The organism is Caulobacter sp. Root655 (assembly GCF_001427665.1).
In the GTDB taxonomy this organism is placed as follows: Bacteria; Pseudomonadota; Alphaproteobacteria; order Caulobacterales; family Caulobacteraceae; genus Caulobacter.
The window spans coordinates 257424-270102 of the sequence record NZ_LMHC01000021.1 but is presented as its reverse complement, the minus strand read 5'-3'; the positions used below and the strand labels follow the sequence as shown (position 1 = coordinate 270102).

11 protein-coding genes are annotated in these 12679 nt (G+C 70.1%); 7 read left to right on the top strand and 4 right to left on the bottom strand.

The window, feature by feature from the left end; genetic code table 11:
- Positions 1-22 precede the first annotated feature (22 nt).
- The gene (locus ASD79_RS12670; RefSeq protein WP_056722136.1) at positions 23-583 is read right to left on the bottom strand and encodes a TetR/AcrR family transcriptional regulator; all 561 of its coding nucleotides are present in this window, start codon (positions 581-583) and stop codon (positions 23-25) included.
- Between the two features lie 97 nt (positions 584-680).
- Here ASD79_RS12670 and ASD79_RS12665 point away from each other — a divergent pair, with 97 nt between their 5' ends.
- Together ASD79_RS12665 and ASD79_RS12660 are read left to right on the top strand one after the other, a co-directional pair.
- Complete coding sequence (locus ASD79_RS12665) at positions 681-1667, top strand: glycosyltransferase family 9 protein (RefSeq protein WP_056722134.1); 987 nt, start codon at positions 681-683, stop codon at positions 1665-1667.
- Positions 1668-2063 carry a DUF6165 family protein gene (locus ASD79_RS12660; protein WP_056722132.1) on the top strand — a complete coding sequence of 132 codons (396 nt, stop codon included), beginning with the start codon at positions 1668-1670 and terminating at the stop codon, positions 2061-2063.
- A gap of 165 nt (positions 2064-2228) precedes the next feature.
- Here ASD79_RS12660 and ASD79_RS12655 read toward each other — a convergent pair whose 3' ends face one another.
- The 3 genes from ASD79_RS12655 to ASD79_RS12645 all read right to left on the bottom strand — a co-directional run bounded on the left by ASD79_RS12655 (position 2229) and on the right by ASD79_RS12645 (position 5094).
- Positions 2229-3344 carry an FUSC family protein gene (locus tag ASD79_RS12655; RefSeq protein WP_056722129.1) on the bottom strand — a complete coding sequence of 372 codons (1116 nt, stop codon included), beginning with the start codon at positions 3342-3344 and terminating at the stop codon, positions 2229-2231.
- Positions 3345-3836, bottom strand: coding sequence for a CinA family protein (locus ASD79_RS12650; protein ID WP_056722127.1), 492 nt, complete (start codon positions 3834-3836; stop codon positions 3345-3347).
- Positions 3837-3942: 106 nt separating this feature from the next.
- Positions 3943-5094, bottom strand: coding sequence for a bifunctional 2-C-methyl-D-erythritol 4-phosphate cytidylyltransferase/2-C-methyl-D-erythritol 2,4-cyclodiphosphate synthase (locus ASD79_RS12645; protein WP_056722126.1), 1152 nt, complete (start codon positions 5092-5094; stop codon positions 3943-3945).
- A 98-nt stretch (positions 5095-5192) separates the two neighbouring features.
- On the opposite strand from ASD79_RS12645, the gene dusB reads away from it, so the two are divergent.
- From dusB to ASD79_RS12620, 5 genes are all read left to right on the top strand, one after another.
- Complete coding sequence (gene dusB, locus ASD79_RS12640; protein ID WP_056722124.1) at positions 5193-6200, top strand: tRNA dihydrouridine synthase DusB; 1008 nt, start codon at positions 5193-5195, stop codon at positions 6198-6200.
- Positions 6197-7333: a nitrogen regulation protein NR(II) gene (locus ASD79_RS12635; protein WP_056722122.1), complete on the top strand. Its 1137-nt coding sequence runs from the start codon at positions 6197-6199 to the stop codon at positions 7331-7333. The genes dusB and ASD79_RS12635 overlap by 4 nt, the downstream gene beginning before the upstream one ends.
- Entirely contained in the window at positions 7330-8751 is a 1422-nt protein-coding gene (locus ASD79_RS12630; protein WP_007668743.1) for a sigma 54-interacting transcriptional regulator, read from the top strand. Before ASD79_RS12635 ends, ASD79_RS12630 begins: the two co-directional genes overlap by 4 nt.
- 261 nt (positions 8752-9012) lie before the next feature.
- A complete protein-coding gene (locus ASD79_RS12625) occupies positions 9013-11256 on the top strand; it encodes a PAS domain-containing sensor histidine kinase (protein WP_056722120.1) in 2244 nt (747 codons plus the stop codon).
- Entirely contained in the window at positions 11253-12641 is a 1389-nt protein-coding gene (locus ASD79_RS12620; protein WP_056722119.1) for a sigma-54 dependent transcriptional regulator, read from the top strand. Before ASD79_RS12625 ends, ASD79_RS12620 begins: the two co-directional genes overlap by 4 nt.
- The last annotated feature ends 38 nt before the right edge of the window (positions 12642-12679 follow it).

The window sequence follows — 12679 nt, the reverse complement described above, 5'->3', positions numbered from 1 at the left end:
CGGTGTCCTTGATGGGGAGGGGCTAGCGGGCGGAAAGCACGGCCTGGACGGCCGCGGTCATCAGCGGGGCGTGGGCGGAGAGGGCGTCGGCGCCCAGCCGGCCATAGGCCTTGTTCTGGGCGGTCTGGGTGATGACGCCGATGGCCATGGCGGCGATCACCCGCGGGTCGCCCGGGGGCAATTCGGTGTCGATCATCGCCCGCTTGATCAAGGCCTCGACCATGGTCACCGGGTCGCGGCCGTCCTCCTGGTAGTAGGGCAGGAAGTGGTGCAGCTGCAGCAGGTGGAAGGCGAACAGCAGCCAGTCCTCGTCGGCCACGGTGCAATAGGCCCGGACCACGGCGGCGGCCTTGGCCTTGATCCCCGTCTCGGCCTCGGCCTTGACCATGATCAGGTCCGACAGCCGCCGATGGGTGGCCATGAACAGGCCCAGGGCCAGCTCGTCCTTGCTCTTCCAGTGGCGGTAGATCGCGCCCTCGGACACCCCGGCCCTGGCGGCGATCAGCTTGGTGGTGGCCGCGTCGACGCCGCGGTCGACGAAGACCTCGAGGGCGGCGCGTTCGATTCTGGGTTTGGCGCTCATGAGGGAAGGCTAGCATGGTTGGGGGTGCATGCAAGTGAATACTCACATCTAGGCGCGTGACGTTGACGCCGGCGGGCCGGGCGGCCTAAGCCGGGCCATGGTCCAGACTGTCCTGATCTATTCGATGGGCGAGGTGATCGGCGACGGCCTGATCAAACTTCCCTTCATCGCCGGCCTGCGGGCCGCTTTCCCGGAGGCCCGGATCACCTGGTGCGCGGCCAAGGGCGAGACGGTCTATGCCGGCCCGCTGAAGGGCGTCGTCGCCGGCTATGTCGACGAAATCCTGACCACCGGCCCGACCGGGGCCGGGACGCTGGACGTCCTGCCCTGGGTCAAGCCGTTCGGCGGGCGGACCTTCGACCTGGTCATCGACACCCAGGAGAACCTGCGTCGTAGCCTGGTGGCCAGGCGCGCCGCCCCCAAGGGCGGCAAGGGTCTGTTCGTCTCCGCCGCCGCCCAGGCGCGGAAACCCGGCTGGCCGGCGGCCGTGGTCGATCGCCTGGGTCGCCTGCTGGCCCTGGCCACCGATGGCGCGGGCGCGCCTCGCCCCCTGGTCCTGACCAATCCCGACGCCCTGGCGGCGGCCAAGGCGCTGTTGCCCGACGGTCCGACCTATATCGGCCTGGCGCCCGGCGCCGGCGGCCAGGACAAGCGCTGGCCGCTGGACCGCTATCTCGACCTGGCCCGTCGCCTGGAAGCCTCGAGCCGCAAGGCGGTGTTCTTCTTCGGCCCCGACGAGGCTACCGACGCCCAGGCGGCGCGCGAGGCCGTCCCGTCGGCGCTGTTCCCGGAGAAGGACCGCACCGACGGCCATGCCGCCGTGAACGGGCCGCTGCTGGCCATCGCCCTGGCTGGACGACTGACCGCCGCGATAGCCAACGACGCGGGCCCGGGCCACATGCTGGCGGCCGGCGGCGCGCCGCTGCTGTCGCTGCAGAAGGACCATCGCAAGGCGGCGAAGTTCCGTCCCGCCGCCCGGCGTCTTGAGCTGCTGGTCGCGGAGGACTACGGACAGGACATGGCCGCCCTGCCGCCCGAGGTGGTGGAAGCCGCCCTGCTGCGCCTGATCGCCGGAGAGCCCTGAATGGCCATCCTAGCCCCCATCTCGGCCGGCGAACTGATCGACAAGATCACCATCCTGCGGGTCAAGGCCACGCGGATCGGCGATCCGGCCAAGGAAGCCAATGTCCGCGTCGAACTGGCCCTGCTGGAGGCGACCGCCGCTCGTGAACTGGCCGGTTCGCCCGACCTGGAGCGCCTGACCGCCGAACTGACGCAGATCAACGCCGCCCTGTGGGATATCGAGGACGGCAAGCGCGACCACGAGCGCCGCCAGGACTTCGGCCCGTCCTTCGTCCAGCTGGCCCGCCGCGTCTATATCGACAACGACCGCCGCGCCGCCGTGAAGCGGGCGATCAACGCCCTGGTCGGGTCGGAGATTGTCGAGGAAAAGAGCTACAAGCCGTATCTGGGGGGCTGAACGGGCAGCCTCAATTCGGCTCGTGCTCCCTTCGCGCCGTCATCCCGGGCCCGGACGTTTTGACCGGCCGCTTGGGGTGGTTGTAGGACGGTCGCCTTTCCTTTCGAAAGTGACCGAAGGTTGACCGTTCGACGGTCCGCACCGGATCGTGCGCCGACATAACCCTCACCCCCGCTTGCCGACCGTCTCCTCGACCCGCTCTTCGAAGTCGCCGAGGTTGCCGAACAGGTTCTCGATCGAGAACACCAGGCCAAACACCCGGGCGGCGTCGTCGAAGGCCAGGGCGCGGGTGCCGCCGGTCTCGCGCAGGGTCTCGACGGCGGTCTGGAACGCCTGGTGGGCCTGGGCGAAGGCGATGCGGTCGGGACGGGGACCGCCCGACAGCAGGGTCGCGCAAGTCCGCAGGAAGCCGGCGCACGCGCCCAGCATTGCCGCCGACTGCAGGGTCAGGCCTGGGGCGGGGAAGGTTTCGCGCAACGCCCGGCCGATCATCACGCAGTCGTTGCGCAGCCGCCACAGGGTGCGGGGCAGGGCGTCGGTCACCGAATGGTCGCTGAGCTTGCTGGCGCTCTCGCGCTCGGCTTCGGCCATGGCGGTCTGCAGCTTGGCCAGGGCCTTGAGGGTCTCGTCGTAATGGTCGCGGGCGTCGATGGTGGTCTCGCCGCCGCGCAGCTTGAGGGCGTAGTGGTCGAGCAGGTCGGCCAGCAGCTCGGCGACCTTGTCGACGTTCTCGACCACCGAGGCGTGGGCGCGGGCCGGGAAGATCAGCAGGGTGGCGGCGATGCCGACCACGCTGCCGACCGTGATTTCGGCCACCCGCAGGAAGGCGGCGACCAGCGGGTCCATGTGGGTGGTCGTGCCGATCAGCATGATCACGGCGGTGATCGGCGCCACCTTGAAGGCCGGACGCACGGCGGCCAGGAAGGCCAGCAGGGCGGCGGTGATGGCCAGGATCGGTCCGCCGGCCTCGGGCCAGCGGGCGTGCAGCATCGCCGCCCCGGCCCCGACCACGGCCCCGACCACCGTGCCCATCAGGCGCTCGATCGAGGCGGTGATCGTCGCGCCCAGGCTGCCCTGGACGATGATCACGGCGGTGAACACCGCCCAATAGCCCTGGGGCAGGCGCAGCAGGGTGGCCAGGGCGTAGGCAGTCACCACCGCCACCGACACCCGGATGGCGTGGCGCCACTCGGTCTTGCGGGCCGCCGCCTTGGCCAGGGCGGCGCGCGACAGCCCCATGCCGACGAACCGCCGCCAGTCGCTGGGCGCGGCTTCCGGCACCTAGGCCACCGCTTCGCGCAGCATTTCCAGCGCCGTGCGCACCGCCGCAAGCTGCACCGCCTCGCGGGTCCCGCCGGCGAAGCGCTCGTGGCGATGGACGACCGAGCGGTTGGCGCGGGCCACCGCCAGATGCACCGTGCCGACCGGCTTCAACGGCGAGCCGCCGCCGGGCCCGGCGACGCCGGTGATCGACACCGCCACATGGCCATTGCTGGCCTCCAGCGCCCCCTCGGCCATCATCCGCGCCACGACCTCGGATACCGCGCCATGGTCGGCGATCACGTCGCCCGGCACGCCCAGCATCTCGGACTTCGCCCGGTTGGTGTAGGTGACGAAGCCGCGCTCGAAGACGTCGGACGCCCCCGAGATCGCGCAGATCGCCCCGGCCACGAGGCCGCCGGTGCAGCTCTCGGCGGTGACCAGGCGCAGGGACTTCTGCCGGGCTTCGTCGATCAGCAGGCGGGCGAGGGTCTCGATCTCTAGGGGGAACATCGGCGGACTCGGCGCATCGATCGGGAACACACACTCACACCACGGGCAGGGGGCCCGTGGCAACGTGGATGGGGTGAGTGTGTGTCCCCACCCGCATCCTCGGTCTTCACGCCGGTGTCTCGACCACCGCGATCGCCTGGGCCGCCAGGCCCTCGCCGCGGCCGGTGAAGCCCATGCCCTCGGTGGTGGTGGCCTTGACGCTGACCCGGTCGAGCGGAAGGTCAAGGATCTCGGCCAGCCGCGCGCGCATCGCCGCGCGGTGCGGTTTGATCTTCGGCCGCTCGCAGATCAGGGTCACATCGACATTGACCAGGGTTCCGCCACGTCGACGGACCAGGTCGACGGCGTGGATCAGGAACTTGTCCGAGGACGCGCCTTTCCATTGCGGATCGGTGGGCGGGAAGTGGTCGCCGATGTCGCCTTCGCCGATCGCGCCCAGGATGGCGTCGGTCAGGGCGTGCAGGCCGGCGTCGGCGTCGGAATGGCCGATCAGGGTCTCGTCATGGGCGATCTCGACGCCGCACAGCCACACGGACTCGCCGGGCCCCCAGCGATGGGCGTCGAAGCCCTGGCCCATCCGGGTGATCCGCGCGCGGCCCGCCAGTTGTTCGGCCATGGCGAAGTCCTCCGGATAGGTCAGTTTGAACAGCATCGGGTCGCCGGGAACGACGACCACGCGGCCGCCGTCCTGCTCGACCACCTGGGCGTCGTCGGTCGGCTCGTCCGGACCGTTCCAGGCGGCGTAGGCGGTCAGCAGGCGGTCGCGACGGAAGGCTTGGGGGGTCTGGGCGCGCCACAGGTTGTCGCGCGGTTTTGTGACAACGGCCGAGCCGGCCGCCCCGCTTTTCAGCGTATCGGCCACCGGCAAGGCCGGAATCGCGCCGTCGGCGTTCGCGAGCGCCGTCAGGACACCCGTTATTGCTGCGGCGCCGAGAAAGGGGCGGGCGGCGTCGTGGATCAGCACCGGCTCGTCGGTCGGACGGTCGGCCAGGGCGACCAAACCGGCCTGGACGGACAGCGCCCGAGTCGCGCCGCCAGAGGTTGTTGTCCAACCTGGTAAATCTTTAAGTATGTCTTCCGCGATGCTCCGCGCCCCAGGCTCGGTCACGATCACAAGGTTTTTTACGCCGGCGTTCAGCAGGGATTCCACCGACCAGCGGAGCACGGGCTTGCCCGCCAAATCGCGCCATTGCTTGGCCTGGCCAGGCCCGGCTCGCGTTCCCGAGCCCGCGGCGACGATGACGGCTGAAAAGTTCATGAGGGGTGTTTAGCCCCCCATCGAAACTTGTCCAGAGAAGGAGGCTTTACGGCGCCGCACAATATGCCTAAAAACAGTGCGATGGGGATGCATATAAAATGAGCAAAAGTCTCACTATCGGCAAGGTCGAGGTGCCTGGGCGTGTGTGGATCGCGCCGATGACCGGCGTCTCGGACCTGCCCTTCAGGGAAACCGCCACCCGCCTCGGCGCGGCCTATGTGGCGACCGAGATGGTGGCCTGCGCCGAGTTCGCTCGGGGGCGGCCCGACGCGGTGCGCCGCGCGGCGGTCGGCGACGGCCTGCCGCTGATGGTCGTCCAGCTGGTCGGCCGCGACCCGGGCTTCATGGCCGAGGGCGCGCGGATGGCCGCCGAGGCCGGGGCCCAGATCATCGACCTGAACTTCGGTTGCCCGTCCAAGATGGTCACCGGCGGCGTCGCCTCGGGCTCGGCCCTGATGCGTGAGCCCGACCTGGCCGAGGCCCTGGTGGCCGCCGCCGTCAGCGCCGTGGACGTGCCGGTCACCGTCAAGATGCGCCTGGGCTGGGACGACGACAGCCGTAACGCCGCCGACATCGCTCGCCGCGCCGTCGACGCGGGCGCGCAGGCCATCACGGTCCACGGCCGCACCCGCTGTCAGTTCTACAAGGGCGTGGCCGACTGGAGCGCCGTGGCGGCCGTCAAGGCCGCGGTCACGGTGCCGGTCCTGGTCAATGGCGACATCGTCGATGGCGACACCGCCCGCCTGGCCCTCGAACAATCGGGCGCCGACGGGGTGATGATCGGGCGCGGCGTCTATGGCCGTCCCTGGATCGCCCAGGCCATCGAGGCGGCGCTGGACGGCGAGGGCTTCCGTGAGCCGGACGCCGACGAGCGGCTGGCCATCGCCGTCACCCATTTCCGCCGCAGCATCCATTTCTATGGCCAGGAGCTGGGACTGAAGATGTTCCGCAAGCATCTGGCCTCTTACGTCGACGCCGCGCCGTGGCCGGCCGACGCCGAGGCGAGGCGGGCGGCGCGCGGCGTCCTGTGCCGGCTGGAAGACCCCGCCGCGATCGAGGACGGCCTGGCGACCCTGTGGCTTGACGACCGGAGGTTGGCGGCATGACGGATCACGCCCGGGTCGTTCCCGCCAAGATCGCCGACGGCCTGAAGGTCGCCGCCTTCGACCTCAGCCCCGAGCCCGCCCTGGTCGTCGACCGCGACGGCGCGCTGGTGGCGGTCAACGAGGCGGCCGAGGCGCTGTTCGGCCAGGGCCTGTCGCTGCTGGCCCGCGGCCGGTTCCGCGCCGCCCTGCCGCCCGGCTCGGTGCTGGTCTCGATGATGGACCGCGCCCTGTTCGAAGGGGCCCTGGTCCGCGAGCACGGGGTCGAGGTCAATCTGTTCGGCCAGCCGCCGTTCGAGGCCGACGGGGCCGCCGCGCCGCTGGGCGACGGCTCGGTGCTGTTGACCCTGCACGTCAAGGGCGTGCTGGGCGTCGAGCGCGCCTCGGACGCCGCCGGCCTGCGCTCGGTGGTCGGCCTGGGCCGCATGCTGGCCCACGAGATCAAGAACCCGTTGGCCGGCATCCGCGGCGCCGCCCAGCTGCTGAAGACCGGCGCCAGCGCCGCCGACCAGCCCCTGGCCCAGTTGATCGTCGACGAGACCGACCGCATCCGCCGGCTGGTGGATCGCATGGAGGCCTTCTCCGACGAGGTTCCAGGCCCGCGCGAGGCGGTCAACATCCACCAGGTGCTGGATCGCGTGCGGGCCCTGGTGGTCAACGGCGTCGCCGACGGCCTGGCGCTGCAGGAGCACTACGACCCCTCGCTGCCGCCGGTCTGGGGCGACGAGGACCATCTGATCCAGGTGTTCCTGAACCTGGTCAAGAACGCCGCCGAGGCCGCCCACGCCCGGGGCGACGGCCAGGGCATACTGTCGATCCACACCGCCTGGCGCCCCGGCGTGCGGGTGCGCGGGGCCGACGGCAAGGCCGCCGCCGGCGCGCCGATTGAAATCCGTATTCAGGACAACGGCCCCGGCGTGCCTCCGAGCCTGCGCGACCACCTGTTCCAGCCGTTCGTCACCACCAAGGCCAACGGCACGGGCCTGGGCCTGGCCCTCGTCACCAAGCTGGTGACCAGCCACGGCGGCCTGATCGACTTCGAATCCGAGCCCGGCCGCACCGTGTTCCGCGTGCTGCTGCCCATGGCGACTGAAAAGCTTTCCCCTGACCGGTCCACCGGAGACGCCCGCGTATGAACGCCGCCAACAAGAAGATCCTGATCGCCGATGACGACAGCTCCGTGCGGCTGGTGCTCAGCCAGGCCTTCACCCGGCTGGGCTATCAGGTCCGGGCGACGGGCAACGCCACCACCTTGCTCAAGTGGGTCATGGACGGCGAGGGCGACCTGATCGTCACCGACGTGATGATGCCTGACGAGAACGTCTTCGACGTGCTGCCGCGCATCCGCAAGGAGCGGCCCAAGCTGCCGATCATCGTGATGAGCGCCCAGAACACCCTGCTGACGGCGGTCAACGCCGCCGACGCGGGGGCGTTCGAATACATCTCCAAGCCCTTCGACCTCGACGACGTCACCGCCGCCGCCCGCCGGGCCTTGTCGCGGCCGGCCGACGCCGAGGCCTCCAAGGCCCAGGCCCGGGCCATGCGCGACGAGCGCCTGCCGTTGATCGGCCGCTCGGCCCCGATGCAGGAGGTCTATCGCACCATCGCCCGCCTGGTCGGCGCCGACCTGACGGTGCTGATCCTCGGCGAAAGCGGCACCGGCAAGGAGCTGGTGGCCCGCGCCCTGCATGAGTTGGGCCGTCGCCGCGACGGCAAGTTCGTGGTCATCAACCTGGCGGCCGTGCCGCGCGAGCGGGTCGAGACCGAGCTGTTCGGGCGCGGGGAGGGCGACCAGGGCCGGCTGATCGAGGCCGATGGCGGCACTCTGTTCCTGGACGAGATCGGCGACATGCCGCTGGACGCCCAGACGCGCCTGCTGCGGGTGATCGACGGCACCGAGCCGGTGCTCAACCCCAAGACCGGCCGCCGCCCCAACGTGCGGATCATCGCCGCCACAAATCGTGACCTACGGGGTTTGATCCAGCAGGGGTTGTTCCGCGAGGACCTGTTCTTCCGCCTCAACGTCGCCCCGGTGCGCCTGCCGCCGCTGCGCGACCGTACCGAGGACATCCCCGACCTGGCCCGCACCTTCCTGCTGCGCGCCAACCGTGAAGGTCTTCCCGCCAAGACCATCGATTCCAGCGCGCTGGACCGCATGAAGACCCACGCCTGGCCGGGCAATGTGCGCGAGCTGGAAAACCTGATCCGCCGGATGTGCGCCCTCTATGCCGAGGAGCTGATCACCGCCCGCATCGTCGACCGCGAGCTGCAGGACCATACCCCGACGGCTCATGCCGACGAGGGCCCGGTCACCCTGGCCAGCCTGGTCGAGCGTCACCTGTCGTCGCACTTCGCCGACCAGCCGGACGGCGTGCCGGCGGCGGGGCTCTATGACCGGGTGCTGCAGGAGGTCGAACGGCCGCTGATCCAGCTGACCCTGTCGGCGACCCGCGGCAACCAGGTGCGGGCGGCCGAGATTCTCGGGCTGAACCGCAACACCCTGCGCAAGAAGATCCAGGATCTCGGCGTGGAAATGACCCGGGGGCGGCGCTGATCGTTCTTCCGAACCCAAACGGGTTGTCATCCCGGGCCCTCGGGTCGCGCGAAGCGCGCGCCCAAGGATAACTCCGCGCAGCGAAGACCCGGGACCGGGGCCTGAGCGCATGCGCTTCCGGCGGTCCCGGATCGGCGCGCTGCGCGCTTGTCCGGGATGACAACCGCTGCTGGCGTCATCGGCGCCGCCGTTTGCCGACGCTGACGCTTAATTGGCACATACCTGTTGAGTTTGGGGCACACCTCCCCTTAAACTTGGTCAATGGCGTCCGCTGCATCCGTACTGGAGCTTGAAGGACCGCCGACCCGGTTCAGCCGGGCCTGGTGGCGAGGCTTGCTGCGGTCGCGCTACACCCTGGGTGTCGCCTACGGCCTGGCCGTCGCCCTGACCGCAACGGCGGTGGGCCTGGCCTCGTCGCCGCCGACCACCGGCCCGATCGGTCCGGCCACCACGGTCATTCTGGTGGTGCTGGGGCTCAACCTGGCCCTGATCCTCTGCATCGCCGGCATCGTCGGCTGGGGATTGCTGGACCTGGTCGACGCCCGGGCCAGCGACGCCGGCGCGCGCCTGCACCTGCGGTTCGTGGGCCTGTTCTCGGTGGCGGCGGTGGCCCCGGCGGTGATCGTCGCCCTGTTTTTCGGCGTGCTGGTCAATCGCGGCGTCGACGCCTGGTTCAGCGAGCGCGTGCGCACCGTCGTCGAGAACTCGGCCACCGTGGCCCGCTCCTATGTCAGCGAGCAGACCACCTATATCAGCCAGCACGTCGGGCCGATGGCCGGCACCCTGAACCAGGCCGCCCCCACCTTGGCCGACTCGCCCGTGGCCTTCGGGCATTTCCTGAAGAGCCTGGCCGACGACAACGGCTTCTCGTCGGCCTATGTGCTGGACCGCGACGGCCGGATCCTGGCCCGGGCCGAGAGCGACGACGCCCCGCCGTTCCTGGCCCCGCCGCCCTCGAGCTTCAAGTGGACCGACACCGGCGAGATCACCTCGCAGCGCTTCGTGTCCGAGGACCTGTTCCGGGCGCTCTACCGCCTGAAGGGCTTTCCCGACGCCTATCTCTACGTGGCCCGACCGATCGACAAGGGCATCCTGGCCCACCTGATCGAGTCCGAGGAGTCGCTGATCTCGTATCGGGAAGCCGCCAAGAACCAGGCGCGCATCCAGGTGATCTTCGGGCTGAGCTATATCGAGACCGCGCTGCTGGTGCTGGTCGCCGCCGTCTGGGTGGGCATCGCCGCCGCCAACTCGATCGCCGCGCCGGTCTCGGGCCTGGTCCAGGCGGCCGGCCGGGTGTCGGCGGGAGACCTGGACGCGCGGGTCGACGTCGAGCACGGGCCCGAGGAGATCCGCGCCCTGTCCGTCGCCTTCAACATGATGACCACCGACCTGCAGGCGCAGCAGGCCGCCCTGCGCGTGGCCAGCCTCGACGCCGAACAGCGCCGCCAGTTCATCGAGACCGTGCTGTCGGGCGTCAGCGCCGGGGTGGTGGGCCTGGACGCCGAGGGCCGGATCACCGCGCTCAACCGCCGGGCCGGCGACCTGCTGGCCCTGAACGACGACGCCGTGGGCAAGTCCCTGGCCGAGGCGGCGCCGGAACTGGAGCCCGTGGTCGAGGAGATCAGCGGCGGCCGTCCCAACGCCGAGGTCGAGATCGACGTGATGCGCGGCGGCGAGACGCGGCGGCTGCGCTTCCGCGGGGCTGGCCACGCCGCCGAGACCCTGGTCCTGACCTTCGACGACATCACCCGCCTGATGGCCGCCCAGCGCAACGCCGCCTGGAAGGACGTCGCCCGGCGCATCGCCCACGAGATCAAGAACCCGCTGACCCCGATCCAGCTGTCGGCCGAGCGTATCCGTCGCAAGTACCGCAAGGACATCACCAGCGACCTTGAGACCTTCGACCGCTGCACCGAGACCATCATTCGCCAGGTCGGCGACATCGGCCGGATGGTCGACGAATTCTCGGCCTTCGCCCGCATGCCCGCGCCGCGCTTCGCGCCCGCCGACCTGGCCGAGATGCTGCGCCAGGCGGTGTTCGCCCAGCGCTTCGTCGACACCGAGACCGAGGTCTTGATCGAGGAGCCGGGCGGCGAGGTCTGGGTCAGCTGCGACGCCCGGATGGTCGGCCAGGCCTTGACCAACATCCTCAAGAACGCCGGAGAAGCCATCGGCGCCCGCCGCCAGGCCTCGCCGGAACCGCCGGGCCGCATCGTCGCCAGCCTGGTGTCGGAAGACGACGCCCTGTGCCTCGTCATCGAGGACAACGGGGTGGGCCTGCCGGCCCGCGACCGCGACCGGCTGACCGAACCCTACGTGACGACCCGCGAGAAGGGCACCGGCCTTGGCCTGGCGATCGTCAAGCGGATCATGGAGGACCACGAGGGTGAGTTGGTCCTGACCGACGCGCTGCATGGAACCGGCGCCCGGGTCATCCTGAAGTTCCCCACGACCGCGCGGCTCGCCGCCGCGAACGCACCGAATGGCGTAGAGGAGATGATATGAGCGCTGACGTGCTTGTGGTCGACGACGAGGTCGATATCCGCGAACTGGTGGCTGGGATCCTCGAGGACGAGGGCTACGCCGTCCGGGTCGCCGCCGATTCAGACCAAGCCCTGGCCGCGCTGCGGGCCCGTAAGCCGGCCCTGCTGGTGCTGGACATCTGGATGCAGGGCGGGGGCATGGACGGGCTGGAGCTGCTCGACATGGTCAAGGCCCTGGACCCCGACCTGCCGGTGATCATGATCTCGGGCCACGGCAATATCGAGACCGCCGTCAGCGCCATCAAGCGCGGGGCCTACGAATTCCTGGAAAAGCCCTTCAAGTCCGACCGGCTGCTGCTGGTGGTCGAGCGCGCTCTAGAAGCCGCGAATCTGAAACGGGAAAACCGCCGCCTGCGGGTCCAGAGCTTCAGCTCCGACGGGCTGATGGGCAAGTCGGCGGCCGCCCAGGCTCTGCGCCAGCTGATCGCCAAGGTCGCCCCGGCCAACAGCCGGGTCCTGGTCTCGGGGCCGCCGGGCTCGGGCAAGGAGCTGGTGGCGAGGCTGATCCACGGCTCCAGCACCCGGCTGCGCAACGAGTTCGTGGCCGTCAGCGCCGCGGGCATGGCCCCTGAGCGCCTGGACGTCGAACTGTTCGGCGAGGAGGGCGAGAACGGCCGGCCGCGCAAGATCGGGGTGTTCGAACGGGCCCACGGCGGCACGCTGTATCTCGACGAGGTGGCGGACATGCCGCGCGAGACCCAGAGCCGCATCCTGCGGGTGCTGGTCGAGCAGCGGTTCCGCCGGGTGGGCGGCGACAACGACGTCCAGGTCGATGTCCGGGTGATCTCCTCGACCTCGCGCGAGCTGCGCGACGAGATCGCCGCCGGCCGGTTCCGCGAGGACCTGTTCCACCGCCTCAACGTGGTGCCGGTGCGCGTGCCTGGGCTTTCCGAGCGCCGCGAGGACATCCCCGAGCTGATCAGCTATTTCGTCGACCGCATCTGCGAGGCCACCGGCCTGCAGCGGCGGCGGCTGGGCGAGGATGCCCTGGCGACCCTGCAGGTCCAGGCCTGGCCCGGCAACGTCCGACAACTTCGCAACAACGTCGAACGCATGCTGATCCTGGCCTCCGGCGAGCCGGGCGACCTGATCACCGCCGAGATGCTCAACGCCAACGACCAGCCTTCGGGCGGCAACGCCGGGGCGATCGGGGCCGAACGGATCATCGCCCTGCCGCTGCGCGAGGCGCGTGAACTGTTCGAGCGCGAATATCTCAACGCCCAGATCCTGCGGTTCGGCGGCAACATCTCGCGCACCGCCAACTTCATCGGCATGGAGCGCTCGGCCCTGCACCGAAAATTGAAATCTCTCGGTGTCGCGGGCGCCCGGGTGGAAGAGGAAGAATAGGGACCGCCGTGCTGTTGGGCTAATTTTCATCCGTCTCC

What these genes read in the sequence shown, in the direction of transcription:
- ASD79_RS12670 (WP_056722136.1), bottom strand. Translation starts at nt 583, where the DNA reads ATGAGCGCCAAACCCAGAATCGAACGCGCCGCCCTCGAGGTCTTCGTC.
- ASD79_RS12665 (WP_056722134.1), top strand. Translation starts at nt 681, where the DNA reads ATGGTCCAGACTGTCCTGATCTATTCGATGGGCGAGGTGATCGGCGAC.
- ASD79_RS12660 (WP_056722132.1), top strand. Translation starts at nt 1,668, where the DNA reads ATGGCCATCCTAGCCCCCATCTCGGCCGGCGAACTGATCGACAAGATC.
- ASD79_RS12650 (WP_056722127.1), bottom strand. Translation starts at nt 3,836, where the DNA reads ATGTTCCCCCTAGAGATCGAGACCCTCGCCCGCCTGCTGATCGACGAA.
- ASD79_RS12645 (WP_056722126.1), bottom strand. Translation starts at nt 5,094, where the DNA reads ATGAACTTTTCAGCCGTCATCGTCGCCGCGGGCTCGGGAACGCGAGCC.
- dusB (WP_056722124.1), top strand. Translation starts at nt 5,193, where the DNA reads ATGAGCAAAAGTCTCACTATCGGCAAGGTCGAGGTGCCTGGGCGTGTG.
- ASD79_RS12635 (WP_056722122.1), top strand. Translation starts at nt 6,197, where the DNA reads ATGACGGATCACGCCCGGGTCGTTCCCGCCAAGATCGCCGACGGCCTG.
- ASD79_RS12630 (WP_007668743.1), top strand. Translation starts at nt 7,330, where the DNA reads ATGAACGCCGCCAACAAGAAGATCCTGATCGCCGATGACGACAGCTCC.
- ASD79_RS12625 (WP_056722120.1), top strand. Translation starts at nt 9,013, where the DNA reads ATGGCGTCCGCTGCATCCGTACTGGAGCTTGAAGGACCGCCGACCCGG.
- ASD79_RS12620 (WP_056722119.1), top strand. Translation starts at nt 11,253, where the DNA reads ATGAGCGCTGACGTGCTTGTGGTCGACGACGAGGTCGATATCCGCGAA.